At 63.9% G+C, this 25945-nt stretch carries 25 protein-coding genes and 1 pseudogene; 16 read left to right on the forward strand and 10 right to left on the reverse strand.

Annotation, left to right across the window (positions count from 1 at the left end):
* Positions 1-49: 49 nt before the first annotated feature.
* Positions 50-1546, reverse strand: a complete 1497-nt coding sequence (locus FYB76_RS01110; protein ID WP_154132398.1) for a PLP-dependent aminotransferase family protein — start codon at positions 1544-1546, stop codon at positions 50-52.
* Positions 1547-1712: 166 nt separating this feature from the next.
* Between FYB76_RS01110 and FYB76_RS01115 the strand changes: the two genes are divergently transcribed.
* The 6 genes from FYB76_RS01115 (at position 1713) to FYB76_RS01140 (ending at position 6677) form a co-directional block, all read left to right on the forward strand.
* Positions 1713-2798 carry a threonine dehydratase gene (locus FYB76_RS01115; RefSeq protein ID WP_154132399.1) on the forward strand — a complete coding sequence of 362 codons (1086 nt, stop codon included), beginning with the start codon at positions 1713-1715 and terminating at the stop codon, positions 2796-2798.
* Positions 2795-3394 (forward strand): LysE family translocator, encoded by a 600-nt coding sequence (locus FYB76_RS01120; protein ID WP_154132400.1) that lies wholly within the window; start codon positions 2795-2797, stop codon positions 3392-3394. The genes FYB76_RS01115 and FYB76_RS01120 overlap by 4 nt, the downstream gene beginning before the upstream one ends.
* 66 nt (positions 3395-3460) lie before the next feature.
* Positions 3461-4384 (forward strand): DMT family transporter, encoded by a 924-nt coding sequence (locus FYB76_RS01125; protein ID WP_088754218.1) that lies wholly within the window; start codon positions 3461-3463, stop codon positions 4382-4384.
* A gap of 201 nt (positions 4385-4585) precedes the next feature.
* A complete protein-coding gene (locus FYB76_RS01130; protein ID WP_039786637.1) occupies positions 4586-5044 on the forward strand; it encodes a RidA family protein in 459 nt (152 codons plus the stop codon).
* Between the two features lie 85 nt (positions 5045-5129).
* Positions 5130-6326: a PLP-dependent aminotransferase family protein gene (locus FYB76_RS01135; protein WP_088754219.1), complete on the forward strand. Its 1197-nt coding sequence runs from the start codon at positions 5130-5132 to the stop codon at positions 6324-6326.
* 21 nt (positions 6327-6347) lie between these two features.
* Positions 6348-6677: a DHCW motif cupin fold protein gene (locus tag FYB76_RS01140; protein WP_088754220.1), complete on the forward strand. Its 330-nt coding sequence runs from the start codon at positions 6348-6350 to the stop codon at positions 6675-6677.
* A gap of 440 nt (positions 6678-7117) precedes the next feature.
* Here the strand turns inward: FYB76_RS01140 and FYB76_RS01145 are convergent, their stop codons facing one another.
* Both FYB76_RS01145 and FYB76_RS01150 read right to left on the reverse strand, forming a co-directional pair.
* Entirely contained in the window at positions 7118-8221 is a 1104-nt protein-coding gene (locus tag FYB76_RS01145) for an MBL fold metallo-hydrolase (RefSeq protein WP_154132401.1), read from the reverse strand.
* Between the two features lie 88 nt (positions 8222-8309).
* Entirely contained in the window at positions 8310-8693 is a 384-nt protein-coding gene (locus FYB76_RS01150; protein ID WP_088754222.1) for a tautomerase family protein, read from the reverse strand.
* Positions 8694-8846: 153 nt separating this feature from the next.
* On the opposite strand from FYB76_RS01150, the gene FYB76_RS01155 reads away from it, so the two are divergent.
* Positions 8847-9692 carry a LysR family transcriptional regulator gene (locus FYB76_RS01155; RefSeq protein WP_154132402.1) on the forward strand — a complete coding sequence of 282 codons (846 nt, stop codon included), beginning with the start codon at positions 8847-8849 and terminating at the stop codon, positions 9690-9692.
* 89 nt (positions 9693-9781) lie between these two features.
* On the opposite strand, the gene FYB76_RS01160 is transcribed toward FYB76_RS01155, so the two are convergent.
* Positions 9782-11254, reverse strand: a complete 1473-nt coding sequence (locus FYB76_RS01160) for a PLP-dependent aminotransferase family protein (protein ID WP_154132403.1) — start codon at positions 11252-11254, stop codon at positions 9782-9784.
* A 96-nt stretch (positions 11255-11350) separates the two neighbouring features.
* Between FYB76_RS01160 and FYB76_RS01165 the strand changes: the two genes are divergently transcribed.
* The 9 genes from FYB76_RS01165 (at position 11351) to FYB76_RS01205 (ending at position 20531) form a co-directional block, all read left to right on the forward strand.
* The gene (locus FYB76_RS01165) at positions 11351-11836 is read left to right on the forward strand and encodes a GNAT family N-acetyltransferase (protein WP_088754225.1); all 486 of its coding nucleotides are present in this window, start codon (positions 11351-11353) and stop codon (positions 11834-11836) included.
* The gene (locus tag FYB76_RS01170; RefSeq protein WP_154132404.1) at positions 11833-12450 is read left to right on the forward strand and encodes an FMN-dependent NADH-azoreductase; all 618 of its coding nucleotides are present in this window, start codon (positions 11833-11835) and stop codon (positions 12448-12450) included. Before FYB76_RS01165 ends, FYB76_RS01170 begins: the two co-directional genes overlap by 4 nt.
* A gap of 158 nt (positions 12451-12608) precedes the next feature.
* Positions 12609-13064 carry an Hsp20 family protein gene (locus tag FYB76_RS01175; protein ID WP_154132405.1) on the forward strand — a complete coding sequence of 152 codons (456 nt, stop codon included), beginning with the start codon at positions 12609-12611 and terminating at the stop codon, positions 13062-13064.
* Positions 13065-13316: 252 nt separating this feature from the next.
* Positions 13317-13685: an Hpt domain-containing protein gene (locus tag FYB76_RS01180; RefSeq protein ID WP_370516281.1), complete on the forward strand. Its 369-nt coding sequence runs from the start codon at positions 13317-13319 to the stop codon at positions 13683-13685.
* A gap of 216 nt (positions 13686-13901) precedes the next feature.
* Positions 13902-15344 carry an efflux transporter outer membrane subunit gene (locus FYB76_RS01185; RefSeq protein WP_154132406.1) on the forward strand — a complete coding sequence of 481 codons (1443 nt, stop codon included), beginning with the start codon at positions 13902-13904 and terminating at the stop codon, positions 15342-15344.
* Positions 15341-16417 carry an HlyD family secretion protein gene (locus tag FYB76_RS01190; RefSeq protein WP_154132407.1) on the forward strand — a complete coding sequence of 359 codons (1077 nt, stop codon included), beginning with the start codon at positions 15341-15343 and terminating at the stop codon, positions 16415-16417. The genes FYB76_RS01185 and FYB76_RS01190 overlap by 4 nt, the downstream gene beginning before the upstream one ends.
* Complete coding sequence (rbbA, locus tag FYB76_RS01195) at positions 16414-19161, forward strand: ribosome-associated ATPase/putative transporter RbbA (protein ID WP_154132408.1); 2748 nt, start codon at positions 16414-16416, stop codon at positions 19159-19161. Before FYB76_RS01190 ends, rbbA begins: the two co-directional genes overlap by 4 nt.
* 1 nt (position 19162) lies before the next feature.
* On the forward strand, positions 19163-20299 hold the full coding sequence (locus FYB76_RS01200) for an ABC transporter permease (protein WP_154132409.1): 1137 nt from the start codon (positions 19163-19165) through the stop codon (positions 20297-20299).
* A 67-nt stretch (positions 20300-20366) separates the two neighbouring features.
* On the forward strand, positions 20367-20531 hold the full coding sequence (locus FYB76_RS01205) for a hypothetical protein (RefSeq protein ID WP_154132410.1): 165 nt from the start codon (positions 20367-20369) through the stop codon (positions 20529-20531).
* Between the two features lie 13 nt (positions 20532-20544).
* Here FYB76_RS01205 and FYB76_RS01210 read toward each other — a convergent pair.
* From FYB76_RS01210 to FYB76_RS01235, 6 genes and pseudogenes are all read right to left on the reverse strand, one after another.
* A pseudogene (locus FYB76_RS01210) lies at positions 20545-20724 on the reverse strand (transcriptional regulator); the annotation flags it as partial.
* A complete protein-coding gene (locus FYB76_RS01215) occupies positions 20721-21326 on the reverse strand; it encodes a hypothetical protein (RefSeq protein ID WP_154132411.1) in 606 nt (201 codons plus the stop codon). The pseudogene FYB76_RS01210 and the gene FYB76_RS01215, both read right to left, overlap by 4 nt.
* Complete coding sequence (locus FYB76_RS01220; RefSeq protein ID WP_195724546.1) at positions 21323-21943, reverse strand: T6SS effector amidase Tae4 family protein; 621 nt, start codon at positions 21941-21943, stop codon at positions 21323-21325. The genes FYB76_RS01215 and FYB76_RS01220 overlap by 4 nt, the downstream gene beginning before the upstream one ends.
* Complete coding sequence (locus tag FYB76_RS01225; RefSeq protein ID WP_154132413.1) at positions 21940-22491, reverse strand: PAAR domain-containing protein; 552 nt, start codon at positions 22489-22491, stop codon at positions 21940-21942. The genes FYB76_RS01220 and FYB76_RS01225 overlap by 4 nt, the downstream gene beginning before the upstream one ends.
* A gap of 207 nt (positions 22492-22698) precedes the next feature.
* The gene (parC, locus tag FYB76_RS01230) at positions 22699-25014 is read right to left on the reverse strand and encodes a DNA topoisomerase IV subunit A (protein ID WP_154132414.1); all 2316 of its coding nucleotides are present in this window, start codon (positions 25012-25014) and stop codon (positions 22699-22701) included.
* Positions 25015-25047: 33 nt separating this feature from the next.
* On the reverse strand, positions 25048-25944 hold the full coding sequence (locus FYB76_RS01235; protein ID WP_154132415.1) for a lytic transglycosylase domain-containing protein: 897 nt from the start codon (positions 25942-25944) through the stop codon (positions 25048-25050).
* Between the last annotated feature and the right edge of the window lies 1 nt (position 25945).

The following is a 25945-nucleotide window of genomic DNA, read 5'->3' on the forward strand; positions in this document are numbered from 1 at the left end:
TGCACTGATGCGCTGATGGCCTGAGAGGCAAGCGCAGGAAGGGCGATGGTTACCGATCCATCGCCCGTTCCAGGAAGCGCCAGATGCCGGGGTCCGACATCCCGGCCACGTTGATGCGCATGCGGGTGGAGGGCAGTTGGGCGGGGGAGAACAGGCTGCCCGGCGCCAGCAGGAATCCTTCTTCCATTGCCTCTTCGGTCAGCACATTGGTATCGCGGCCGGTCTCCACCCACAGGAACATGCCACAGGGCGGCGGGTCGCCCACCTCCATGCCCATGCGCTCGAGCTGGCGCATCACCTTGTCGCGCGCACCGTTCAAGCGTGCGCGCAGGCGTTCGGCATGCTTGCGGTAGTGCCCTTCGGAGAGCACCCGGTAGGCTACCCGCTCGCCGATCTCGCCCGTCGTGAGGGTTGAGAGCAGCTTGCGGTCAGCCAGGCTGCGCGCCAGTTCGGCCGAGGTGGCGATGAAGCCCACACGCAGGTTGGCCGAGAGCGTCTTGGAAAATCCCCCCAGGTAGATCACCCGCTGCAGCTGGTCCAGCGCCGCGATGCGTGTGGCCGCCTGTACCGCCGAGCCCGGATGCATGTCGCAATAGATGTCGTCCTCGACGATGATGAAGTCATTTTCCTCGGCGATGCGCAGCACCTGGAACGCCTTGGCGGCCGACAGGGAAGTGGAGGTCGGGTTGTGCAGCACCGAGTTGATCACGTACAGCTTGGGCTTGTGGATCTCCGCCAGTTCGCGCAACTGGGCGATGTCCGGGCCGTCAGCCAGGCGCGGGATGCCCACGATCTTCGCACCCAGCGCGGCAAAGGAACCGAACATCAGGAACCACGCAGGATCATCCACGAACACCACATCCCCCGGCCGCAGGAAATGCCGCGCCACCGTATCGATGGCTTGCGTCACGCCCGTGGTCAGCACGAACTGCTCGGGTGCTGCGGCGATCTCCAGTTCGGCCAGCTTGAGCTGCAACTGCTGGCGCAGCGGCAGGAATCCCAGCGGCGTGCCATAGCCCAGCAGCAGGGAAGGATTGTCGCGGCTGATGGCGCGCAGGGCATTGGCGATCAGTTCGCCGTCGAGCCAGTCCGGCGGCAGCAGGCCGCCTCCGGGCATCTTGTGCGGCGGCATCTGGCGGAACATGTTGCGCACCAGCCAGACCACATCCAGTCCGCGCTCGGCCTCGGCGACCGCTTCGGCCTGTGCGGCCATGTTGCCGTAGCCGTTGGCAATGGCCACCCGCTCCTTGACGTAGAAACCCGAGCCCCGCCGCGACTCCAGGTAACCCTGGGCCACCAGCCGGTCGAAGGCTTCCACCACCGTGAAGCGCGAGATCTCATGGGCATCGGCAAACTGCCGGATCGAAGGCATGCGCGCGCCGCCCCGCAGCAGCTTGTCGTCGATGCGCGCGCGCACGCCGCGCACGATCTGCTCCACCAGGGATTCGCCGCCCTCGCGAATGAGCAGGGGCCAGCCGGGCAGGCCGCTGTCAGGGACAACTGTCTTGGCGGGGATGCTGCGCAGATGCTTGACTGTATTGGTCATTTTACCGTGACAATGTTTGAAACTATTTGGAAAAGTGTATAGGTACTGTACTGGTATTGTCGGCTAGGATGTCAGCCAATGCAAGAGTAAGTGGCCTGGTGGAAATGCGCTGGATTGCGCTGCGATCACTGCTCTTGTTTCGCATCTTTTCGAGGAGACCATCGTCATGACCAGCCTGTCCATCCAAGCCAGCCAAGTTACCCGCACGGCCAGCGACCTGCTGCCCGGCCTGGGCGAGATCGAGCAGGCGGCCGGCATCGTCTATGCCGGCATGGCCCCGACCCCGCAACTGTGCTGGCCGCTGCTGAACCAGGCGCTGGGTGCCGAGGTGTGGGTCAAGCATGAGAATCATGCGCCGACCGGCGCCTTCAAGGTGCGCGGCGGCATGGTCTATCTGCATCACCTGGCCCGGCAGCAGCCGCAACTGTCCGGCGTCATTTCCGCCACACGCGGCAATCACGGCCAGTCGGTCGGCCTGTCGGCGCGCCGCTTCGGCATCCCCGCCACGATTGTGGTGCCCGAAGGCAACAGCCGCGAGAAGAACGCCGCCATGCGCGCGCTCGGCGTGGACCTGGTCGAACATGGCCGCGAATTCCAGGACAGCCGCGAACACGCCCAGCGCCTGGCCCGCGAGCAGCAGTTGCACATGATCCCTTCCTTCCATCGCGACCTGGTGGCGGGCGTGTCGACCTACTGGATCGAACTGTTGGCCGCCCAGCCCGCGCTGGATGTGGTGCTGGTGCCCATCGGCCAGGGCTCGGGCATGTGCGGCGCGGTCGCGGCCCGCAATGCACTGGGGTTGAAGACACGCATCATCGGCGTGGTCTCGGCGCATGCGCTGGCCTACAAGCTCTCTTTTGAAGCCGGCCGCAAGATCGAAGCGCCGGTCTCGACCCGCATCGCCGATGGCGTGGCCTGCCGCGTACCGGATGAGGCGTCGCTGCAGGTGATGTTGTCGCAGGTCGATGAGGTTGTGGCCGTCACCGACGACGAAGTCATGGATGCCATGAAGCTGGCCTTCATCGCCACCCACAACGTGGCCGAGGGCGCGGGAGCCTGTGCGCTGGCCGCGGCCCTGCAACTGCGCACGCGGCTGCGCGGCAAGAAGATCGGTGTCACGCTCTCCGGCGGCAATGTCGACCATGACGTGTTTGCCCGTGTCCTGGCGCGCTCCAGCGAGGCCGCCGATACACTGCTGGCGCCGGCACAAGTGGTGTCGCTGGCGCAGGCTGCGCAAAGGAGAAACGCATGATCGAAGCCTTGCTGCCGCTGATGTCGTTTGCTTTCGTCTCCTCCATCACACCGGGACCGAACAACATCATGCTGACCTCCTCGGGCATCTGGTTCGGCTTCCGTCGTTCCCTGCCGCACATGCTGGGCGTCACGTTCGGCTTCGGCGTGCTGCTGGCCGTATGCGCATTCGGTATAGGCGAACTGGTGGTGGCGCTGCCGCAGGTGGTGCTGCTGTTGAAGGCGCTCGGCTGCGCTTACCTGCTCTACCTGGCCTGGCAGTTGCGCCGCATGGCCGTCTCCGGGGCGGGTGAGCGGGCGGTGCGGCCGATGTCGTTCCGGGCGGCCGCCATGTTCCAGTTCGCCAATCCCAAGGCGTGGGTGATGGCCATCACCGGTGCTTCGGCCTTCATGCCGTTGTTGCATAAGCAGTCCGGATGGCTGGCCATCCTGGTCTACTGTGCGGTGTTCTGTGCCATCAACCTGCCTTGCGTGTCGGTGTGGGCCGGTGCCGGTGCGCTCTTGCGGCGCTATCTCGAACAGCCCCGGTGGCGCGCGATCTTTGCGGCGGTCATGATCCTGCTGACACTCTATTCGGCGCTGGCGATCTGGCTGTAGCAGAGGCAGGGCAGGGAAATCATTTATATCAATATCAATAAGGCGTTTTGAACCCAGGGGACCTTCATGCAAGCCAGCAGCAAGACCAGTCATCCCGCAGCAGCGCCCGGTACCGCTACGGCCCGCCACGAGAGCCGCGGCATGTGGCTGGGCCTGATCGGCGTGGCCATCTTCAGCCTCACGCTGCCCTTCACGCGCATTGCGGTGGCCGAGCTCAACCCGGCCTTCGTCGCCTTCGGCCGTGCGGTTGTGGCAGGCGTCTGCGCCCTCGTGCTGCTGGCCTGGATCAAGGCCCCGCGTCCGACCCGGCAGCAATTGCGCGGCCTCATCATCACCGCCTTGGGCGTGGTGGTGGGTTTCCCGCTGTTTTCTTCGATTGCCATGCGTTACGTCCCGGCCGCCCATGGTGCCGTGGTGGTCGGCCTCCTGCCGCTGGCCACGGCCCTGTTTGGCGCGCTGCGCTTCGGTGAGCGGCCTTCGAAGGGTTTCTGGCTGGCCGCGCTGGCGGGCTCCGGCATCGTGATCGCCTTTGCCCTGCGCGAAGGGGGCGGCAGTTTCCATCTGGCTGATTTCGCCCTGTTTGCCGCCGTGGTCACCGCCGCCATGGGCTATGCCGAAGGCGGGCGCCTGGCGCAGACCATGGGCGGCCAGAACGTGATTGCCTGGGCGCTGGTGGTGGCCTTGCCGGTGATGCTGCCGGTGTCGGTGTGGCTGGGCTGGCAGTACGGCGTGAGCGCTTCGTCGCCGGCCTGGCTGGCCTTTGCCTACGTATCGCTGTTCTCGATGTTCATCGGCTTTTTCTTCTGGTACAAGGGCCTGGCCCTGGGCGGTATCGCCCGTGTGGGGCAGGTGCAATTGTTGCAACCTTTCATGAGCCTGCTGGGCGCGGCGGTGATCGCCCACGAAGCGCTGGATGCGAGCAACATGCTCTTTGCCCTGGCCGTGATCGTGGTGGTGGCCATCGGCCGGCGCATGGCGGTGCGCCGCTGAAGGCCGCGCAGCCAGGGGGGCAGGAAGCCGCTGACGCAGCTCTGACCGGGTTTGCGAGCCGAAATAGTTCAGCTGGTACGGGCTAAAGCGGCAGTTTTTTGAGATAATCGAACACTTGTTTTTTCACATTTTGTCAACGCGCAACGCGCGAGCCAACTGCCTTTTGGCCGCAAGCGGGCGCTGTCCAACAGGGAGTACCGCATGTCCGTCTATGAAAAGCTGAAAGCATTGAACATCGAACTGCCCGCCGTGGCCACCCCGGCAGCAGCCTATGTGATGTATGCACAAACCGGCAATACCGTCTTCCTCTCCGGCCACCTGGCCAAGAAGGATGGCAAGGTATGGGTCGGCCAGCTGGGACGCGACATCGGCACCGACGACGCCAAACTGGCCGCACGCGCCGTGGCGGTGGACCTGATCGCCACCCTGCAGGCGGCCTGTGGCGGTGACCTGACCCGCGTCAAGCGCATCGTCAAGCTGATGAGCCTGGTCAATTCCACCGGCGAATTCACCGAGCACCACCTGGTGACCAATGGCGCCTCCGAGCTGATCGGCGAAGTCTTCGGCGACGCCGGCAAGCACGCCCGTTCGGCCTTCGGCGTGGCGCAGCTGCCCATGGGCGCTTGCGTCGAAATCGAAATGATCGCCGAGATCGCCTGATCGCCTTGCATGACAGGGCCGGGGCGGCCACAGTAGCCGCCCGGCCGCACGACCTTACACACCGAACACAGACTGAACGACCCGTATGAAACTCGAAAATCCCGCACCGCTGCAGTGGCAGTTCTCCCAGCGCGCCGAAGCCATGAAGAGCTCGGCCATCCGCGAAATTCTCAAGGTGACGATGCGTCCCGACATCACCTCCTTCGCCGGTGGCCTGCCGTCGCCGCTGACCTTCCCGGTCGAGCACATGAAGGCTGCCTTCGACCGCGTGCTGAGCCAGCAAGGCAAGATGGCCCTGCAATACGGCCCCACCGATGGCTACCTGCCGCTGCGTGAATGGATCGCCGCATCGCTCTCCACCAATGGCGCCCAGATCACCGCCGAACAGGTGCTGATGGTTTCCGGTTCCCAGCAAGGCCTGGACCTGCTGGGCAAGGTGATGATCGACGAAGGCAGCAAGGTGCTGGTCGAGACTCCCAGCTACCTGGGCGCACTGCAGGCCTTCTCGCTGTATGGCGCCAAGTTCGAGTCGGTGCCCAGCGATGAATTCGGCCTGCAACCCGAGACCATCGAAGCCATCGCCGGTGGCGCGCGCATGCTGTATTCGCTGCCCAATTTCCAGAACCCGACCGGCCGCACCCTGCCCACCGAGCGCCGTTTCAAGCTGGTGGAAACCTGTGCCCGCCTGGGCCTGCCGCTGATCGAAGATGATCCCTACGGTGCCCTGAGCTACCAGAATGCGCCGCTGCCCAAGATGCTGTCGATGAATCCGTCGGGCGTGATCTACATGGGTTCCTTCTCCAAGGTGCTGACCCCCGGCATCCGCCTGGGCTACGTGGTGGCACCGCGCCCGCTGATCCTGAAGATGGAGCAAGCCAAGCAAGCCACCGACCTGCACACTGCGCAGCTGACCCAGATGGTGGTGTACGAAGCCATCAAGGACGGCTTCCTGGACCAGCACGTGCCGACCATCCGCAAGCTCTATGGCGACCAGTGCCAGGCCATGCTGGACGCGCTGCAACAATACTTCCCGGCCAGCTGCAGCTGGAGCAAGCCGGAAGGCGGCATGTTCATCTGGGTGACCCTGCCCGAGCACCTGGATGCCAGCGCGCTGCTGAACGAAGCGGTGGAACAGGAGAAGGTCGCCTTCGTCCCCGGCGCACCGTTCTACGCCAACGTGGCGCAGAAGAACACGCTGCGCCTGTCCTTCGTGACGGTGCCGCCGGAGCAGATCCGCGCCGGTGTGGAGCGCCTGGGCAAGCTGATCGCTTCCAAGCTGTAAGCTGGGCCGGTCGGTTCACGGATGAAGATCGCCAATCTGCCCTTCGGCACCACCGACTGGAGCCAGGTCCCCGCCACCGAGCATGCCGGCGTGACCGGTACTGCGTGGTGGCGTACCTGCCAGTTCGGCGACCTGCGCGTGCGCATGGTCGAGTACACGCCCGGTTACCTGGCCGACCACTGGTGCGTGAAAGGGCATGTGCTGCTCTGCCTGGAAGGGGAGCTGCATACCGAGCTGGAGGATGGCCGCACTTTTGTCCTCAAGCCGGGCATGAGCTACCAGGTGGCTGACGGGGCTGAGCCGCACCGGTCGTCGACGGCGGTGGGGGCGAAGTTGTTCATCGTGGATTGATTGGCGAGGGAATGGTGGATAACGACGTTGTCCCCGCCACACAAAATGAAAGCTGGACCTGTAATCAGGTCCAGCTTTTTTTATATCAAGGCCGGTGACGATTTGCCGCGCGAATCATCTTCTCATTCGGCTCTGACTCGCTATTGAGCAACTCCAGCAGAAATTCGGCGTCTCGTGGCGTCACTGGAATGTAACCTTCGACGTTACTCCACTCCCGACAGTCTGCTTTTCGGTGGAGCGAAGATTGTTTGGGCAATGAATTTCCCGGAACTATCGGTTCTCCGCTTTCTACAGAGAACGCTGATCTATCTCTCATATCGTCTGATCCTGATTGACACACATTCTTCTCAGTCTTTAGGTGAACGCGGAGCATATCCCGAACATATAACAAGGCTAGTAACGTCGCTCGATTTTAATGAGGTTTTTCAGAAAATTTTGGGCTAGTCGCTGAGCTTCAAAGTCTCCCCATGCTTGAGCGCAACAAACTGCTCCTGCGGCAACCCCGCCTCACGCAGGGCCTTGGCCAGTTCCTTGGGCGGTTCGTCGAGCGGGTCGTCGGCCAGTTCGAAGGTCCCCCAGTGGATGGCTACCGAACGCTTGGCCCGCACGTCCTCATGGATCAGGACGGCCTGGGCCGGGTCCACGTGCTGGTTCTGCATGAACCAGCGTGGCGCGTAGGCCCCGATGGGGATGAGCGCCAGGTCGAATCGTCCGAAGCGTTCGCCGATGTCGCGGAAGTCCTTCGAATAACCCGTATCGCCCGCAAAATAGACGGAGAAGGGCTCGCCACCCGCTTGCTGCGCCGCCTGGATCACCCAGCCACCCCACAAGGTCTCTGAACGGTCGAACACGCCACGCGCCGACCAGTGCGTGGCCGGGACGAAGTAGATGTCCAGGTTGTCCAGCACGGTCTTGTCCCACCAGTCCATTTCCTTCACGTTGGTGATGCCCAACGCCAGGAACCACTCACGCACCCCCAGCGGCACCAGGAACAGCGGCGGCCCGCCCGCCTGAAGATTCAGTTGCTCCACGCTCGCCTGGTCCAGGTGGTCGTAGTGGTTGTGCGAGATCACCACCACGTCGACGTGCGGCAGCTCGCTGATCTGTACCGGCAGCGGCACCTTGCGGGACGGCCCGATGAAGGAGAAGGGCGAGGCCCGCTGCGAGAACATCGGATCGGTCAGCACGTTCTTGCCGCCCAGTTGCACCAGCGCCGTGGCATGGCCGATCCAGGTCACGCTGGGACTGCCGTGGTTGGCCTTGAGCCAGGCCAGGTCGGGCTTGACGACCGGGAACTGGTAATTGTTCCCGGGCGGCTTGGGCAGGCCCTGGGTCAGGCGTTCCCACTGCCATTTCCAGAAGGAGCCGCGTTCGGGTTGCGGGTAGTTGTTGCGAAACCCCGTCTCGGTGCGATTGCTCTTGTTGGGATCGTAGTACTTGCTGGAGGAAGAGCAGGCAGTCAGTCCGGCGGCCAGCAGCAGGACTGCCAGGCCACGGGCGAGAGGTCGCAGGGGCTGCCTCAGGCAGGATGTCGCAGGGGGCATGGAGGAGGCGCGGCAGCCGCGCAGTGATGACGATGAGCGACATCCTAGCAGGCCGCAGCGCGGCCTGCAGGCGCTGAGCCCGGTGGCGCTACATCACGTACTGCGCCAGTCCGCGCCCGAATGACCAGTTGCCCTTGTCGCCCTCGACCAGGCTGATCATCACGTCATCCGGCGCGATGCCCGGGTCCTGCTGCAGGCGCGCCACGATGGAGGCGTAGAGCGCGTTCTTCTGCGCCTGGCTACGGGTATTGCTGACCGTCAGCTGGATCAGCACGAAATCATCCGTACGCGCCATGCCCATGTAGCTGCGGCTGAAGACCAGGTCTTCCGGATCGTGTTCGGTAATGACCATGAAGCGGTCTTCCTCGGGCACATTGAAACTCTCGCGCAGGGCTTCGTAGATGTTGTCGGCGATGGCGCGGCGATCGCTGCGGGACTTGCCGCGCAATACGGAAATGCGGACCAGGGGCATGATGTTCTCCTTGCGGGTTGTTGAAAATGGCGGAGCGCTTGCTCTCCATGCCTTGCATGCTATGCTGGAGCAATCATTTGAAAAACCACTGATTGATGATTTCAATGATTGAAATTCGTCATCATTGAATCTGCACCGCGAGGGCCCTGCATCATGGATAAACCGCTGGATCTGGACGCCGTCCAGGCTTTCGTCCTGGCCGCCGATCTGCAAAGCTTCACCCGTGCGGCCGAGGCGCTGGACAGCACGCAATCGGCCATCAGTTTCAAGCTCAAGAAGCTGGAGCAGCGCCTGGGCCGTCGTCTGCTGGAACGCACGCCGCGCCAGGTGCGCCTGTCGGCCGAGGGGCAGCAGTTCCTGCCGGCCGCGCGCAGCCTGCTGGCGGCGCATGACCGCGCGCTGGAACAGCTGGACCAGGGACCGGTCCGTTTTTCGGTCGGCATCAGCGACCATGTGGCCGGTGCCACCTTGCCGCGTGCGCTGGCGCAGGTGCATGCGGTTGATCCCGGCGTGGTGGTGGAGGTGCGCGTGGGTTCTTCGCATGACCTGATGCCGGCCTATGAGCGCGGCGAGCTCGATGCCGTCATCGTGCGGCGCGAACCGCAGGACAAGGGCGGCAAACTGGTCATGGAAGAACGCATCGGCTGGTTTGCCCATCCGGATGCGCAATGCTGGGCCGGTCCGGCCTTGCGGGTAGCGACGTTTTCCTCGGCCTGCCGCATCCGCGAGCTGTCCTTGCGGCGGCTCGATGCGGCAGGCATACCGTGGGTGGAGGTCTTCGTCGGTGGCGGCATCCTTGCCGTGGGGGCAGCGGTCAGTGCGGGCCTGGCGGTGTCGGCGCTGCTCCACCGCAGCGCCCCGCCTGGTGCGGTGGAGGTGGGCGAGCGCTTGGGCTTGCCCAAGCTGCCACTGGCACAGGTAAGACTGCATGCACGGCTCAAGGAGCCGCGCTTGCAGACCGCGCTGCGCACGCTGGTGGCGGCGTTGAAGTCGTCCTGAGGCGCGGCGCTTTACTCCATCATGAATGCATCATGACCCTGCATGGACCAGTCGATCAATGCCAGCAATGATGTTTGAACTGGTCCATGTCAGGCCGGCGCCAGCAGGGGCAGGATGCGCCGTGCCAGCTCGGCGGCGCGGCGGCGGCTGTCGATGTTGGTGAAGCTGAGCATGATCATTGGCGCCACACCGGCGCGCGGTGCCAGCAGGCACTCCGACAGGGCGCGGCTGAACATGCCGTGCTGGCGCATCTTTTCGGCCAGCAGCCGGTCCGAGCGGCGGCCCTGCAGGCGCAATAACAGATGCATGCCGCCGGGCGGCGAATCGATTCGGACATGGGAATGCAACACGCCTTCCAGGCCGGCGATGGCCATGGTGCGGCGCTGGGCATAGAGGCGCCGCATGCGCTGGATGTGGCGGGCAAAATGTCCCTCGGCCATGAAATCGGCGACGATATGCTGCGTCAGGGCCGGCGCGGCTCCGGAGAAGAGTTGCGCACTGCGCCTGAAGCGCTCCACCTGCGATCGCGGCACCACCAGGTAGGCCAGGCGGATGGCCGGGAACAGCACCTTGCTGAAGGTGCCGGCATAGAGGACGCGATCCTCGCGGTCCAGGCTCTTGAGTGCGGGCAAGGGGCGGCTGACGTAACGGTATTCGCCGTCATAGTCATCTTCCACGATCCAGGCCTGCTCACGCGCTGCCCATTCCAGCAAGGCCAGGCGGCGCGGCAGCGACAGGGCCACGCAAGTCGGGCTCTGGTGCGCCGGGGTGACCACGGCGGCGCGTGCGCGGGCCGCGTGGCGCAGTCCGTACTCGACCTGCATGCCCTCGGCGTCCACCGGTATGCCAGCCAGCTGCATGCCGGCCTCGCGCAGCAGCGCGGCGCTTGGTGCATAGCCGGGGTCTTCCACCCAGATCTTGTCGCCCGGATGGAGCAGGGTGCGCGTGATCAGGTTGAGGCTGTCGCGATAGCCCGAGGTGACGAAGACCTGTTCGGCCCGGCAATCGATACCGCGTGACAGTTGCAGGTAGCGCGCAATCTCCGTGCGCAGCGCCATCAGTCCGGCCGGGGAGGGATAGAGCATGTCGGCGGCTTGCGTAGCCCGCACCGCCCGTGCGGCCAGGCGTGCCCAGATCTTGCGCGGAAAGGCGTCCAGCGCCGGGATGCCCATCTGGAAGGGGCGCGGGCCTTTTGCTTCGTCCTGTCCCTCTTCCGGCAGCAGAGGATGACGCGCCGGTACAGCGACGGTCCGCGGGCGCGACGCTGTTGCCTTGCTGGCCGCTGCCTGCACGGCCGGGCGGACCCCGGCGGCAATGACCGTCCCGGCTTGTCCGCGCGCCTCCACGTAGCCTTCGGCGGCCAGCAGCGAGTAGGCGGCCTCCACCGTGCCCCGTGCCAGTCCCAGTTCAGCGGCCAGCGCCCGCGCCGAGGGGATGCGATCCCCCGGCTGCAGCAGGCCGTCAGCCACGGCGCTGCGCAGGCGGGTGTAGATCTGGCGGTAGTAAGCTTCGCCGGTGCTGCTGTCGAGGCGGAACAAGGATGAGGGAGGATGGGACATCATGGACCAGTCAAAATGTCATTTCTTGGATCTCCCGATTATGCCATCGGCTCATTAGGATGAAGCTCCTTCCACTCTGATGGCATCGATGCTCCTACCATGGACCCATTTTCCGAGATCACTCCTGCGCCCGATTGGCGCCTCACCGACGTCGCCCTGCGCCACGCCGATATCGTCTCCGACCAGCTGGCCTGTTTTGCGGTGATGCACGAACTGCGTCCGCACCTGCGCGACAGCGACGAATTCCTTGCGCGCATCGGCCGTGCCGCCTCTCAGGGCTACCGCATCCTGGCCGCCTGGGAGCAAGGAAAGGTAGTTGCCCTGGCCGGTTACCGCTTCCAGGAGAACCTGGTCTATGGTCCCTTCCTCTATGTCGATGACCTGGTGTCCGCCAGTACTGAGCGCGGCAAGCGCTGGGGCGAACGGCTGCTCTCTGCGCTGGAGGATGTGGCGGCCCAGGCCGGTTGCGTGCGCCTGGTGCTCGATACCGGCATGGCCAATGCGCTGGCACAGCGCTTCTATTTCCGCCAGGGCATGCTGACCGGCGCACTGCGCTTCGGCAAGGCCATCGGAGGTGCCGCATGAAGATCCTGCATCTGCTGGCCTCGCCGCGCCAGGCGGCTTCCAATACCTGGTGGCTGTCGCGCCAGATCGTCGAGCGCCTGGCCGCACAGCATGCACAGGCGGAGGTCATCCTGCGCGACCTCTATGCCAGCGGGATTGCGCATGTCGATGCGGCCTATGCCGATGCCCTGGGCTCCCCGGTTGCCTTGGACGGCAGCGATGCGGGGCAGGGCACGCTGACCCTGTCGGATCGTCTCATCGACGAGCTGGAGCAGGCCGACCAGGTGGTGATCGGCACACCCATGCACAACTACACCGTCCCGTCGGTGCTGAAGGCCTGGATCGATCACGTGGTGCGGGTGCGCCGCACCTTTGCTATCACGCCGGACGGCAAGGCCGGTCTGCTGCGCGACCGGCCGGTCCATGTGGCGGTGGTGTCCGGCGGGCGCTTCACCGGCGCGTTTGCACGACAGCCGGATTTCCTCACGCCCTACCTGAAGGTGGCGCTGGCGACCATCGGGCTGCATGACCTGCGCTTTACGGCCATGGAGGGTTTGGCAGCGGGCGCGCAGGCGGTGCGCAACGAGCGCGAGCGTGTTGCCGTGGAGCTGGATCGGCAAATTTCAAGAGGTTGACGGGGCTTTTCCTGAAGGAAAAACGGGCGACCTGGCCGCTCGATTTTTTTCGAAAAAAATCCCTTGAAAACCAAAATCCCCATCCCTAGATCGGTACCAGCAGATGCTCGACGTTGAGGTCTGCGACGAAAACATCGCTTAACTGAAAGGATATTTTTATGCGTACTTTTGATCTCTCCCCCCTGTACCGTACCGCTATCGGCTTCGATCGCCTGGCCCAGATGTTCGACAACGCCCAGCGCGCTGATCAGCCCAGCTATCCCCCGTACAACATTGAACTGGTGGCCGAAGGCAAGTACCGGATCACCATGGCCGTAGCCGGTTTCGCCCGCAGCGAAATCGACATCGAGACCGAAAACGAGACCCTCAAGATCACCGGCCGCAAGCAGAAGGAAGACAAGCAGGTCAACTTCCTGCACCGTGGCATCGCCGCCCGTGACTTCGAACAGCGCTTCCAGCTGGCCAACCACATCAAGGTGGTCGGTGCCAACCTGGAAAACGGCCTGCTCAACATCGAGCTGGTCCGTGAAATCCCCGAAGCACTGAAGCCGCGCAAGATCGAAATCGGTGCCGTCGAGGACAGCAACGTGCAGCGTCTGGAACGCGCCGCCTGATCACCGACCTGGCACCGGGCGGCAGCCATTTAAGGCAGCCGCCTCACCATCACCGCCCGTTTCACCGGGCGGTTTTTTTGCGTCCATTGACATGGTTGTGATTGACGCCGCTTACCTGCTTGGTTACGTTACACACTCTGCACCGCAGTTCAGTCACCGCTCACGACCCGGCATCGCCGGACCAGCTGCTCAAAAGAAATTGGCACAGGAGCAATATCTTGCGTATATTGCGTCGGCCACAGGGAGAAACGCGTGAACGACCACCATTACCAGCATATCAACCCCGAACCCTTGCTCGATGCCATGGGCGGGGATGTTGCCGCCTGCCGGCACATGTTCGGCACCTTCCTCAAGAGCGCACCGGCCACCTTCGCGCGGCTGGATGCAGCCATCCAGCAGGACGATGCGGTCCAGGTCAAACGCGAAGCCCACAGCCTCAAGAGCACCACGGCCCTGGTCGGTGCCGGCGTACTGACTGAGATGCTCAAGGCCGTCGAGGTACAGTCCCGTGCCGAACCACCCCAAAGCGCCGTGGCCAGCCTGCCCGAGCTGCGGACCCTGTTCACTGCCGTCGTCGCCGAGGCGCAGCATTACGTGGATCAGGTGGGCGTGCCGCAGTAAGGCCGCGTCGCCCCACGCGCTTCTCGCACTTTTCGCACATCCCCCCGCAAACGGCCACCCCCCCGGCCTATCCCCGTCACATCCTTCATAAATTACCGACTCATCAGTCAGTAACCTGACGTACATCAATCGGGTTTTCAGCAGGCCTCTTCATAATGTGGACACACAAGACGAAGCATTGCGTTACCACATTTCCCGCCCGAGCCGAGATAAACGATGTGCGAGCCCTCTCTGCGAATCCGCCCCTTGCTGGCTGCCTTGCCGCTGCTGCTGGCGGCCTGCCAGTCCATGGCGCCGGACTACCAGCGGCCTGCCGCGCCGGTGGCGGCGCGCTATCCGCAGCAGGCCGATGACGCGGGTGAAGCCGTGCCGGCACTCGGCTGGCAAGCCTGGTTCCGCGATCCGCAACTGCAAGCCATCATCGCCCAGGCCCTGGCCAACAATCGCGACCTGCGCGCGGCGGCCTTGCGGGTAGAAGAGGCGAGGGCGCTCTACGGGATCCAGCGTGCCGACCTGTTTCCTGCCATTGGCGCCCAGGCAGGCCTGGACCGCTCGCGTACCCCCGCCGACCTCAACCTGACCGGCCGTCCGCTGGTGGGCAGCGCCTATCAAGCCGGTGTGGGGCTGAGCAGCTGGGAGCTGGACCTGTGGGGTCGCCTGCGCAGCCTGGATGACGCCGCGCTGCATACTGCGCTGGCCAGCGAAGCCACGCGCCGGGCTGCGGCCCTGAGCCTGGTGGCCCAGGTGGCCGATGCCTGGCTGGAGCTGGCCGAGATCGACGAACGCCTGGCCATCACCCGCGACACCATCGCCAGCCGCCAGGAGAGCTACCGCATCTTTGCGCGCCGGGTCGAGGTTGGGGCCACCTCGCGCCTGAACCTGACCCAGATCGAAACCCTGCTCACGCAAGCGCAGGCCTTGGGTGCACAACTGGAGCAGCAACGCGCGCAGCGTTTGAATGCCCTCACGCTGCTGGCAGGTTCAACCGTGGAACTGCCAGTCGGCCAGGCCCGGCCGGCACTGGATGCGGTGTTCCCGGAGCTGCCACCGGGTACGCCCTCGCTGCTGCTCACGCGCCGCCCCGACGTGGCCGCCGCCGAACACCGCCTGCAAGCGGCCAACGCCAACATCGGTGCCGCACGTGCGGCCTTCTTTCCCAGCATTTCGCTCACCGGCAACCTCGGCACGGCCAGCGCTGAACTGAGTGGATTGTTCCGCGATGGCAGCCATGCCTGGAGTTTCTCGCCCAGCGTGTCGCTGCCGATCTTCACGGCCGGCCGCCTGCGCAACAACCTGGACCTGGCCGAAGTACGGCGCGACCTGGCCGTGGCCAATTATGAAAAAGCCATCCAGTCTGCCTTCCGCGACGTCGCCGATGCGCTGGCCGCGCGCCAGTGGCTCACTCGCCAACTGGCCATCGCCGAGACGGCGGTGCAAGTCCAGACCGAGCGGGCGCGCCTGTCCACGCTGCGCTATGACAACGGCGCTGCGCCTTTCCTCGACGTGCTCGATGCCCAGCGCGACCTGCTGAGCGCACGCCAGCAGCGGGTGCAGATCCGGCGTGCGCTGCTGTCCTCGTCGGTGGCGCTGTATGCCGCGCTGGGTGGCGACAGCAATGCGCCCACGGCCTTCCCCCTTTCTTCCGGACCTCGACCATGACGCTCCCTCACGCCAAGAAACCTTTGCTGGCCGCTGCGCTGGCCGTGATCCTCGCCGGCGGTGCGGCCTATGCCTGGCTGCGCCTGCATCACAGCGGCCCCGGCGAGGGACTGGCCAGCGGCAACGGCCGCATCGAAGCCACCGAGGTGGACGTGGCCACCAAGCTGGGCGGCCGGGTCGATGCCATCCTCGTCAATGAGGGCGACTTCGTCAGCGCCGGCCAGCCGCTGGCCCGCATGCAGGTGCTCTCGTTGGAGGCACAGCGCGACGAAGCCCAGGCACGCCAGCAGCAATCGGTCTCGGCCGTGGCCAGTGCCGAGGCCCAGGTGGCCGTGCGCGAGAGCGATCATCAGGCCGCACTGGCGCTGGCCGCGCAGCGCGCCAGCGAGCTGGATGCGGCACGGCGTCGGCTGGCGCGCTCGGAGGTACTGGTCAAGGAGGGCGCCTCTTCGCTGCAGGAAGTGGACGATGACCGAGCTCGCGTGCTGGGCATGGAGGCGGCCGTCACCGCCGCCAAGGCACAGGTGACCGCCGCCCAGGCCGCCGTGGCAGCGGCCCGCACCCAGGTCAGCGGCGCACGCGCCACGGTGACCGCAGCCGTGGCCACGGTCCAGCGCATCAAGGTCGACATCGACGACAGCACCCTCGTCGCGCCGCGCGCCGGGCGCGTGCAATACCGCATCGCGCAGCCGGGCGAAGTGCTGGGCGGTGGCGGCAAGCTGCTCAACCTGGTGGACTTGAGCGATGTCTACATGACCTTCTTCGTTCCCGAGACCGTGGCCGGCAAGCTAGCGCTGGGCAGCGAAGCACGCATCGTGCTGGACGCCGCCCCGCAATACGTGATCCCGGCGCGGATTTCATTCGTGGCCAGTACCGCCCAGTTCACCCCCAAGACAGTGGAGACCGCCAGCGAGCGGCAGAAGCTGATGTTTCGCGTCAAGGCGCAGATCGATCCGGCGCTGCTGCGCCAGCACCTGACCCTGGTCAAGACCGGCTTGCCCGGCGTGGCCTGGGTGCGCACCGACAATGCGCGTGACTGGCCCGCCACGCTGGCGGTGAAGGTCCCGCAATGACAGGGACCCATGGCCCAAGCCTGGTGGCGCGCCTGTCGGGCGTATCACTGCGCTATGGCCAGAAGCCGGCCCTGCAGGCGATCTCGCTGGAGATTCCGGCCGGTTGCATGGTCGGCCTGATCGGGCCGGATGGCGTGGGCAAATCCAGTCTGCTGTCGCTGGTGGCCGGTGCACGCGCCCTGCAGGACGGCGACGTGGAGGTGCTTGGCGGCGACATGCGCCGCACCGGGCATCGTGAAGCGGTCTGCCCGCGCATCGCCTACATGCCACAGGGGTTGGGCAAGAACCTGTATCCGACGCTGTCGGTGGAAGAGAACCTGCAATTCTTTGGACGCCTGTTCGGCCAGTCCGCGCAGGAGCGCCGCCAGCGCATCGACACGCTCACCGCCGGTACCGGCCTCGCGCCTTTCCTGGCGCGCCCGGCCGGCAAGCTCTCCGGCGGCATGAAGCAGAAGCTGGGATTGTGCTGTTCGCTGATCCACGATCCTGACCTGCTGATCCTGGACGAGCCGACGACCGGCGTCGATCCGCTTTCGCGTGCGCAGTTCTGGGACCTGATCGCGCACATACGCCAGCAGCGGCCCGGCATGAGCGTCATCGTGGCCACGGCCTACATGGAAGAAGCGGACCGCTTCGATTTCCTGGTGGCCATGGATGACGGCCAGGTCCTGGCCACCGGCACGCCAGCCGAGCTGCATGCGCGTACCGGCACGGCCGCACTGGAAGAGGCCTTCATCGCCTTGCTGCCACCGGACAAACGGCGCGGCCACCAGCCCGTGCGGGTGACTCCGCTGGACCCGGCGCGGCAAGCGGACATCGCCATCGAAGCGCGCGGCCTGACCATGCGCTTCGGCGATTTCGTGGCGGTGGATCATGTGGACTTCCGCATCCGGCGTGGCGAGATCTTCGGATTCCTGGGCTCCAACGGCTGCGGCAAATCCACCACCATGAAGATGCTGACCGGCCTGCTGCCCGCCAGCGAAGGCCAGGCCTGGCTGTTCGGCCAGGCCGTCGATCCGCGCGACATGGCCACGCGTGCGCGGGTGGGCTACATGTCGCAGGCCTTTTCGCTCTATGGCGAACTGAGCGTACGCCAGAACCTGGTGCTGCATGCACGGCTCTATCGCGTGCCGCACGACCAGATTGCCGCCCGCACCGAAGAGATGGCGCAGCGCTTCGGCCTGCTGGAGGTGATGGACAGCCTGCCCGAGAGCCTGCCGCTGGGTATCCGTCAGCGACTCTCGCTGGCCGTGGCGATGGTGCACAAGCCGGAGCTCTTGATCCTGGATGAACCGACCTCGGGCGTGGACCCGATTGCGCGCGACCTGTTCTGGCAATTGATGATCGACCTGGCGCGGCGCGACCAGGTGACCATTTTCATCTCCACCCATTTCATGAACGAGGCCCAGCGCTGCGACCGCATCTCGCTCATGCACGCCGGCCGCGTACTGGTCAGCGCCACGCCGGAGGAGCTGATCCGCCAGCGCGGGGCGGCGAGCCTGGAACTCGCCTTCATTGCCTACCTGGAAGAGGCGGCGGGGAAGGGCGCAACGACGCCTGCGCCGGAAGTAAAAGTCACATCGGCCCCGGACCACGCTCCTGCTGGTGCCAGTCGCCTGCGCACCAGCCTGGGCCGTGCGCTCAGCTACAGCCAGCGCGAAAGCCTGGAACTGCGGCGCGATCCGGTGCGCGCCACCTTGGCCTTGCTGGGCACGGTGATCCTGATGTTCATCATCGGCTATGGCATCAACCTCGATGTCGAAAACCTCAGCTACGCGGTACTCGACCGCGACCAGACCGGCCTGAGCCAGAACTATGCGCTCAACCTCTCGGGCTCGCGCTACTTCATCGAGCAGCCGCCCATCCGCGATTACCAGGACCTGGACCGGCGCATGCGCAGCGGCGAGATTTCGCTGGCCATCGAAATCCCGCCCGGCTTCGCCCGCGACATCGCGCGCGGCAAGCCGGTGGAAGTGGGGGCATGGGTCGATGGCGCCATGCCCACGCGTGCCGAGACCGTGCGCGGCTATGTGCAGGGCATGCATCAACTGTGGCTGGCCGACATGGCCACGCACCGGCTCGGCCAGCGACTGGCGCAGCCGGCCACCATCGAGACGCGCTATCGCTACAACCCGGACGTGAAGAGCCTCCCGGCCATGGTGCCGGCCATCATTCCGCTGTTGCTGATGATGATCCCGGCCATGCTGACGGCGCTGTCGGTGGTGCGCGAGAAGGAACTTGGCTCCATCCTCAATCTCTACGTCACGCCGGTCACGCGCACCGAATTCCTGCTGGGCAAGCAGCTGCCTTACCTGGTGCTGGGCATGCTCAATTTCGCCATGTTGACGCTGCTGGCAGTGACCGTGTTCGGGGTGCCGGTCAAGGGCAGTCTGGCCACGCTGACGCTGGCGGCGCTGGTGTTCATCATCTGCTCGACCGGCTTTGGCCTGCTGGCCTCGACCTTTACGCGCAGCCAGATTGCCGCCCTGTTCGTGACCATGATCGGCACCATCATTCCCTGCGTGCAGTTCGCCGGGCTCTTGAATCCGGTCTCTTCGCTCGAAGGCATGGGGGCGCTGATCGGGCAGGTCTATCCGGCCACGCATTTCCTCACCATCAGCCGTGGCGTGTTCAGCAAGGCACTGTCGGTAGGCGACCTGGGGGCCTCGTTCTGGCCGCTGGTGCTGGCCGCACCGGTGATCCTGGGTTTGTCGGTGTGGCTGTTGAAGAAGCAGGAGCAATGAGATGCAGCGCGCGCCTGCCAGCCTGTCCAACATTTTCCGCCTCGGCATCAAGGAGCTGTGGAGCCTGCTGCGCGATCCGGCCATGCTGGTCCTGATCGCCTATACCTTCACGCTCTCCATCTACGTGGCTGCCACGGCCATGCCGGAGAGCCTGCACAATGCCGCCATTGCCATCGTCGACAACGATGGCTCGCCGCTGTCGGCGCGCATTGCGTCCTTGTTCTATCCGCCGCATTTCAAGGTGGCCCGGCTGGTGACGGCGCGCCAGGCCGATGCCGGGCTGGATGCGGGGGACTACACCTTCGTATTGGACATCCCCGCGGATTTCCAGCGCGACGTGCTGGCCGGGCGCGCGCCGGCGGTGCAGCTGAATGTGGATGCCACGCGCATGAGCCAGGCCTTCACCGGCAACAGCTACATCCAGCAGATGGTCAGCAACGAGGTCACGCAATTCGTCCAGCGTAGCGAGGCCACCGGCAGTACGCCGGTGGGGCTGGCCTTGCGCATGCGCTTCAATCCCAACCTGGAGCAGTCCTGGTTCGGCTCGCTCATGGAGATCATCAACAATGTCACCATGCTCTCCATCATCCTGACGGGGGCGGCGCTCATTCGCGAGCGCGAGCACGGCACCATCGAACACCTGCTGGTGATGCCGGTGAGTCCGGCCGAGATCATGCTGGCCAAGGTGTGGGCCATGGGTTCGGTCGTGGCGCTGGCGGCCTTGATGTCGCTGCTGCTGATCGTGCGCGGGGCCTTGCAGGTTCCCATCGAGGGCTCGTTGACGCTGTTCATGCTGGTGACGGTGCTGCACCTGTTTGCGACTACGTCGATGGGCATTTTCATGGCGACCTTGGCGCGCTCGATGCCGCAGTTCGGGATGCTCACCGTACTGGTGCTGTTGCCGCTACAGCTGCTGTCGGGAGGCTCCACGCCGCGCGAGAGCATGCCTGTACCGGTACAGGACATCATGCTGGCCGCCCCGACGACGCATTTTGTAGCGGCAGGGCAAGCCATACTGTACCGGGGCGCTGGCCTGGAAGTGATCTGGCCGCAACTGCTGGCTATCCTGGCAATTGGCCTGGTCCTGTTTGTAGCTGCACTGGGCCGGTTCAGGAAGACCATCAGCCAGATGGCGTGATGGAGGAGGGCACGCAACGCTGCCGTGCCCGCATGAATAGCGATGAAATCAAACGGGAGCAATCATCATGGACTTCAACAGCCCCTCTACCTGGATACCGCTCATCAGCATTGCACTGCTGCTGATCGGCTATGGTCAACGCGCGCAACGCTGGGCACCTTATTGCATTCTGGCGGGGGCGTTTGGATTGCTGGGGGTGTTGGTGTATCGGGTGTCGGTGGCGATTGGGTGAAGTGGTTTCAGGTGCCGCCATTGGCATACGCTTCGCCGATGGCGCGCAGTGCCAGCAACGCGGCAGGGCGATCATCCGGACTGTCCAGTGACTCCAAAGCAGCCTTCAGGTACTCGATGGCCAGCAGAGGGTTCGCGCGCAGTTCGGCGATTTCACGCTCGTGGTGAGAAACCGCTGCCTTGATCTTGTTCATGGTTGACTCACTGATGTTGCCTGTTGCTGGCATAAATCATTTAAATAATATTTCCGGTCGCCATTGGCAGGCGCGGGGCCTTGCAGATCTTCATTCGGGAGTCGCTTGAAAGAGGACCAATGTCTTCGTGGCAGCGATACGAATCCGCTTTGGCACACGGCTGAAATTGCTTGTGGGTTTTCGCCACAACGCAGGTCATTGTTGATGACACAGCGTTCAGCCTCGGCGATGCCCAGTGTGGGGAGTGGTTCCTCTGAAATCACCATGAGGCTGTATTCGATATCCGGGTAAACCTGCTTGCCATGCAGTCTCCAATATTTCTCGTGAAGGCCGTAGGCATACATCGAGAGGGCCGGTAGCAGAACGGTGGCTGCCAGTGCTGCAGCAACCAACATGGTGTTGGCGACCGTGTGCCGCGTCTTTTTGCGCAGGAGATGGCCGATAACGGGAAATGTGATGGAACACCCCAGCGCCCACAGCAGCGGGTCGTCCGGGCAACTTTCTCCGCAATTCGTGATGAAGGCGGTATTGAGCGCTCCCGCTGCAGCTCCGCATGCAATGCCCACAATACTAAGTAATGGAGGTGCAAAGCAGCTTCTCATTTGATCTCCCAAAAAAGAATTTGGGTCGCCTTGCCCAGATCCGAATAAATCAGGCCGTTGTCGAAACCTAGCGTAAATCTGCTGAATGTCGTCAGCCTTGCCCTGAGGCTGCCGCTACCTGTCGTCAACCTGTTGCCATTCCAGAGATCGATATGATCGCCGGTGGGCTGACTTTCTTCGGTGCCGTTACGGTTTGTTCGACGCCAGTAATCCGCGAAATAGACGATCCCCGTCTTTTCCTTTATTCGCTCTTGCCAGTCAGTGCCTTTGATGTCGATGGGTTTGGTACAGCCTACAAACGGCTGGAGTTTGAGCCAATCTGCAAGCTCTCTGGCTCGGAGCAAGTGATCTGTATGGCCTTTGAACCAGCATTTCCCCTTGCTCGGATAGGATTTGAACGTCACACCGACTTTCTTTAAAGCGACACCTACGCGAATAGCACACTGATCGCTAAATGCTGGCTTCCCATCCTGTTCTTTTCCATCGCAAGGACTTCCCCCTGGATAAGAGGCCCATAGTTCGGAGAACCTTACCGAAGGAGCCTCAACCCTGCACACTGAATCCTTGATTGAGTTGGTGCGTACCTTTATCTGCTGCACCAGTTTTTTTTCTGTCATGATGAGCTCCTTTGACTCTTTGCCAGAGCATCGTCTCCCCATAAAACTGTGTATTCATCTTCATCATAAGTATCGATTCGGGGAAGTAGTCCATTAGCCACAATACGGCCGGAGAATCTGCGACCGTCAGTTGTTTCGATGTGGTATGGAACCCCTTCTATCGTTGGTGCGACGATGTGCAGTTGTTCGTCGTAGGGCTCGTCGGGAGGGCAATGCGCGGTGATACCGGTCCACTGCCCATCGGCATTGCGGAAGTATTGTTCAGCGATAGTTTCTCCGTCGCTATTTCCTACGCCATCGATGTCGTTAAGCGAGGAAAGGCATGGACAGCCGCCACTGGTTTTCATGCCATGAATGACCTGCGCACGCCCATTGGTCAGCGTCGAGCGCACGAACCCTTGCGCAATGACGCAATTTTTGGGGCAAGCCATTCGCGCACCGACGAACGCATAAGCCCGCCCATGGCTGCGACAGGTAGGGTCGCCCTCGATAACCGTTGCGCCGCAAGCGGCCCGGTCGCCTTCACGAATCCATCCGATGATTTTCATCTTGCGCACTCCTCGCTTTCAACAATGAGCGCGCATTCTCCCCAGCAGGCGTTGGCTCTTCCACGCCATCACCCCAAACTCCACCCCGCATTCGAATTGCTTCGACCACCCCATGCCCACGAAGCAATCAGTTGTGCAAGCCATCAAAAAAATCGCCCCCTGCCAAACTGCACAGGGGGCGACTTCACCGCAAAAAGAAACCGGGCATCAACCCTGCGAACGCAACCCCGTCGCCTTGATGCGCGACTCCAGCACGCGGCCCTTGCGTGCGCGCTTGCCCACGTGCGCCAGCAGCTTCTCGCCGCTCAAGGCGATCTCCTTGGGCTTGCTCATGTTGCCGGTGCCGTGGACCACGACACCCTTCTGGCTGATGGCCTGTGCGGCAACCAGCTTTTCGTTCTTTTCCAGCTCCATCAGGTTTACGCCACGGCCACCGGAAGACAGGGTCTTCATCTCGTCCAGGCCAAACACCAGCAGGCGGCCATTGGCCGAGACGCAGGCCACGGCGCTGGCGTCGGCGGCCACCGGCGTCGGTGCCAGCGGCAGCGCACCTTCATCGAGCGTGAAGAAGCTCTTGCCGCCCTTGACGCGGCCAAACATGTCGGACGCCTTGGCGATGAAACCAGCCGCCGCATCAGAGGCCAGCAACAGCGTGGTATCGGCCGGACCGGCAAAGTAGTGCTGGATGCTGCTGCCGCTGGCCAGTTCGATCAGCGTGGTGACAGGCACACCATCGCCGCGCGCATTGGGCAGCGCATTGACCGCAATCGTGTAGACCCGGCCGTTGGAGCCGAAGGCCAGCAGGTTGTCCACGGTGCGGCATTCAAACGCGCCATACAGGCTGTCACCGGCCTTGAAGGTGAACTGCGTCGCATCGTGGCCATGGCCGGTGCGCGCGCGCACCCAGCCCTTCTGCGAAATGATCACCGTCACCGGTTCATCGATCACCTTCTGCTCGAAGGTGGCGCGCTCGGCTTCTTCGATGATGGTGCGGCGGGCATCGCCGTAGGTCTTGGCGTCGCCTTCGATTTCCTTGATGACCAGACGCTTCATCGAGGAAGGATTGTCCAGCAGGTCCTGCAGCGTGGTCTTCTCGTTGCGCAGCTCGGCCAGTTCCTGCTGGATCTTGATGGCTTCCAGTCGCGCCAGCTGGCGCAGGCGGATTTCCAGGATGTCTTCGGCCTGGCGGTCGGAGAGCTTGAAGGCGTCCATCAGGGCCGGCTTCGGTTCGTCCGATTCGCGGATGATCTTGATGACCTTGTCGATGTTCAACAGCACCGCTTCCCGGCCTTCCAGGATGTGGATGCGGTCGTCCACCTTCTGCATGCGGAACTGCGTGCGGCGGGTCACCGTGTCGAAGCGGAAGCTGATCCACTCGGTGAGGATATCGGTCAGATTCTTCTGGCGCGGACGGCCATCGCCGCCGATCATCACCAGGTTCAGCGAGGCACTGGTCTCCAGCGAGGTCTGTGCCAGGAGCGTGTTCATGAACTCGGTCTGGTCCTGGTTCTTGGACTTGGGCTCGAACACCAGGCGCACCGGCGCTTCGCGGCCGGACTCATCGCGCACTGCATCGAGCAGGCCCAGGATGGCAGCCTTCTGCGCCTGCTGTTCAGGTGTAAGCGACTTCTTGCCCAGCTTCAGCTTGGGGTTGGTCAGCTCTTCGATTTCTTCCAGCACGCGCTGCGAGGAAACGCCCGGCGGCAGTTCGGTAATGACCGCCTGCCACTGGCCGCGCGCCAGGTCTTCGATCTTCCAGCGCGCACGCACCTTCAGGCTGCCACGGCCGCTCTGGTACATCTCGGCGATGGTCGATTTCGGGGTGATGATCTGGCCGCCACCGGGGAAGTCCGGGCCGGGGATCAATTCCATCAGCTCGGCGTGCGTGATCTTGGGATTGCGGATCATCGCCACGGCCGCCTTGGCCACCTCGGTCAGGTTGTGCGAGGGGATTTCAGTGGCCATGCCCACGGCAATGCCGGAGGCACCGTTCAAGAGCAGGAAGGGCAGGCGCGCCGGCAAGAGGCGCGGCTCTTCGGTGGAGCCATCATAGTTGGGCTGGAAATCCACCGTGCCCATGTCGATTTCATCGAGCAGCAATTTGCTGATGGGGGTCAGGCGTGCTTCGGTGTAGCGCATCGCCGCTGCGCCATCGCCATCGCGCGAACCGAAGTTGCCGTGGCCGTCGATGAGGGGATAGCGCAGTGAAAAATCCTGCGCCATGCGCACCAGCGCGTCATACACCGACTGGTCGCCGTGCGGGTGCAGCTTGCCCAGCACGTCACCGACCACGGCGGCGGACTTGCGCGGCTTGGCCGCCGAGTTCAGCGACAGTTCGTTCATCGCGTAGAGGATGCGGCGCTGTACCGGTTTCTGGCCGTCGGCGACATCAGGCAGGGCGCGGCCCTTGACCACCGAGATCGCGTAATCGAGATAGGCGCGCTCGGCGAAGGTGGACAGCGTCAGCGATTCGCCATCGGGCGCAGCCGGGGCTTGGTCAAACAGGGTCGGTTGATCGGTCATGGAGCTTGTCTTGTTGTGTTCGTAATGACAGGGTTAATCGTTGATGGCGGGCTCGCGCGGCGGCAGCGTCACTTTCAGGCGCGCATTGCCGCTGGCGTTGGCATTGCCGCGCTCGCCCGCGGCCAGGCGCACCGCGCCGGCAGGCCGGTACAGTTCATAGAAACGCGACACCAGCCGCACATAGCCCTGGGTCTCGGGATAGGGCGGGATCTTGTTGCCATACTTCTGCACCGCGCCTTCCCCGGCGTTGTAGGAGGCAATGGCCAGTTCCACGTGCTGCGGGAACATTGCCATCAGGTCGCGCAGGTAGCGCGCGGCCAGGCGGATGTTGATCTTCGGGTCGGTCAGCTTCTGGTGCAGCGTCTTGCGGCGATCGCCCTGCAGGCCGTAACGCTCGGCAGTATCGGGCAGGATCTGCATCAGGCCCACCGCACCCTTGCTGGACACCGCCGTGGCATTGAAGCCGGATTCGGCCGTCATGACGGCCTTGAGCAGCGCCGCATCCAGGCCGAATTCGCTGGCCGCTTCGGTGAGCAGGCTGTCGTACTTGCGGGCATCGCGATGGGCCAGCATGGTCTTGACGAAAGGCGGATCGGCCGGCGTCACCGCTTCCTTGCTGCCGGGATGATTGAGCAGCGATGCACTGCTGGCCATGAGCTTGTCCGGGTCGTCCAGGGTCTGGGCATAGAAGTGCACCGCACCCTCGGCATCGGTGTACCGGTACACAATGGTCTTGGACTTCTTTGCAGCGGCAGCCGTACCGGTACTGGCCCGGCCACTGTCCGCTGCTTCCACCCGCATGTGCTGTACACCATCGGCATCGGTGTACCGGACCACTTGCTGCGACTGTACCGGTCCGGCGCAGAGCAGCGCCGCCGCGCCCAGGAGGGCGGCGACAGCGCTGGTGTGCAGGAACGCGGCGCGGCGCATG

It is taken from the genome of Herbaspirillum sp. CAH-3 (assembly GCF_009668275.1).
Lineage (GTDB): Bacteria > Pseudomonadota > Gammaproteobacteria > Burkholderiales > Burkholderiaceae_D > Herbaspirillum > Herbaspirillum aquaticum.

What these genes read in the sequence shown, in the direction of transcription:
- FYB76_RS01215 (WP_154132411.1), bottom strand. Translation starts at nt 21,326, where the DNA reads ATGAGAAGCTGCTTTGCACCTCCATTACTTAGTATTGTGGGCATTGCA.
- FYB76_RS01185 (WP_154132406.1), top strand. Translation starts at nt 13,902, where the DNA reads ATGTGCGAGCCCTCTCTGCGAATCCGCCCCTTGCTGGCTGCCTTGCCG.
- FYB76_RS01115 (WP_154132399.1), top strand. Translation starts at nt 1,713, where the DNA reads ATGACCAGCCTGTCCATCCAAGCCAGCCAAGTTACCCGCACGGCCAGC.
- rbbA (WP_154132408.1), top strand. Translation starts at nt 16,414, where the DNA reads ATGACAGGGACCCATGGCCCAAGCCTGGTGGCGCGCCTGTCGGGCGTA.
- FYB76_RS01160 (WP_154132403.1), bottom strand. Translation starts at nt 11,254, where the DNA reads ATGATGTCCCATCCTCCCTCATCCTTGTTCCGCCTCGACAGCAGCACC.
- FYB76_RS01140 (WP_088754220.1), top strand. Translation starts at nt 6,348, where the DNA reads ATGAAGATCGCCAATCTGCCCTTCGGCACCACCGACTGGAGCCAGGTC.
- FYB76_RS01200 (WP_154132409.1), top strand. Translation starts at nt 19,163, where the DNA reads ATGCAGCGCGCGCCTGCCAGCCTGTCCAACATTTTCCGCCTCGGCATC.
- FYB76_RS01150 (WP_088754222.1), bottom strand. Translation starts at nt 8,693, where the DNA reads ATGCCCCTGGTCCGCATTTCCGTATTGCGCGGCAAGTCCCGCAGCGAT.
- FYB76_RS01225 (WP_154132413.1), bottom strand. Translation starts at nt 22,491, where the DNA reads ATGAAAATCATCGGATGGATTCGTGAAGGCGACCGGGCCGCTTGCGGC.
- FYB76_RS01145 (WP_154132401.1), bottom strand. Translation starts at nt 8,221, where the DNA reads ATGCCCCCTGCGACATCCTGCCTGAGGCAGCCCCTGCGACCTCTCGCC.
- FYB76_RS01175 (WP_154132405.1), top strand. Translation starts at nt 12,609, where the DNA reads ATGCGTACTTTTGATCTCTCCCCCCTGTACCGTACCGCTATCGGCTTC.
- FYB76_RS01235 (WP_154132415.1), bottom strand. Translation starts at nt 25,944, where the DNA reads ATGCGCCGCGCCGCGTTCCTGCACACCAGCGCTGTCGCCGCCCTCCTG.
- FYB76_RS01165 (WP_088754225.1), top strand. Translation starts at nt 11,351, where the DNA reads ATGGACCCATTTTCCGAGATCACTCCTGCGCCCGATTGGCGCCTCACC.
- parC (WP_154132414.1), bottom strand. Translation starts at nt 25,014, where the DNA reads ATGACCGATCAACCGACCCTGTTTGACCAAGCCCCGGCTGCGCCCGAT.
- FYB76_RS01125 (WP_088754218.1), top strand. Translation starts at nt 3,461, where the DNA reads ATGCAAGCCAGCAGCAAGACCAGTCATCCCGCAGCAGCGCCCGGTACC.
- FYB76_RS01130 (WP_039786637.1), top strand. Translation starts at nt 4,586, where the DNA reads ATGTCCGTCTATGAAAAGCTGAAAGCATTGAACATCGAACTGCCCGCC.
- FYB76_RS01205 (WP_154132410.1), top strand. Translation starts at nt 20,367, where the DNA reads ATGGACTTCAACAGCCCCTCTACCTGGATACCGCTCATCAGCATTGCA.
- FYB76_RS01170 (WP_154132404.1), top strand. Translation starts at nt 11,833, where the DNA reads ATGAAGATCCTGCATCTGCTGGCCTCGCCGCGCCAGGCGGCTTCCAAT.
- FYB76_RS01120 (WP_154132400.1), top strand. Translation starts at nt 2,795, where the DNA reads ATGATCGAAGCCTTGCTGCCGCTGATGTCGTTTGCTTTCGTCTCCTCC.
- FYB76_RS01155 (WP_154132402.1), top strand. Translation starts at nt 8,847, where the DNA reads ATGGATAAACCGCTGGATCTGGACGCCGTCCAGGCTTTCGTCCTGGCC.
- FYB76_RS01220 (WP_195724546.1), bottom strand. Translation starts at nt 21,943, where the DNA reads ATGACAGAAAAAAAACTGGTGCAGCAGATAAAGGTACGCACCAACTCA.
- FYB76_RS01110 (WP_154132398.1), bottom strand. Translation starts at nt 1,546, where the DNA reads ATGACCAATACAGTCAAGCATCTGCGCAGCATCCCCGCCAAGACAGTT.
- FYB76_RS01190 (WP_154132407.1), top strand. Translation starts at nt 15,341, where the DNA reads ATGACGCTCCCTCACGCCAAGAAACCTTTGCTGGCCGCTGCGCTGGCC.
- FYB76_RS01135 (WP_088754219.1), top strand. Translation starts at nt 5,130, where the DNA reads ATGAAACTCGAAAATCCCGCACCGCTGCAGTGGCAGTTCTCCCAGCGC.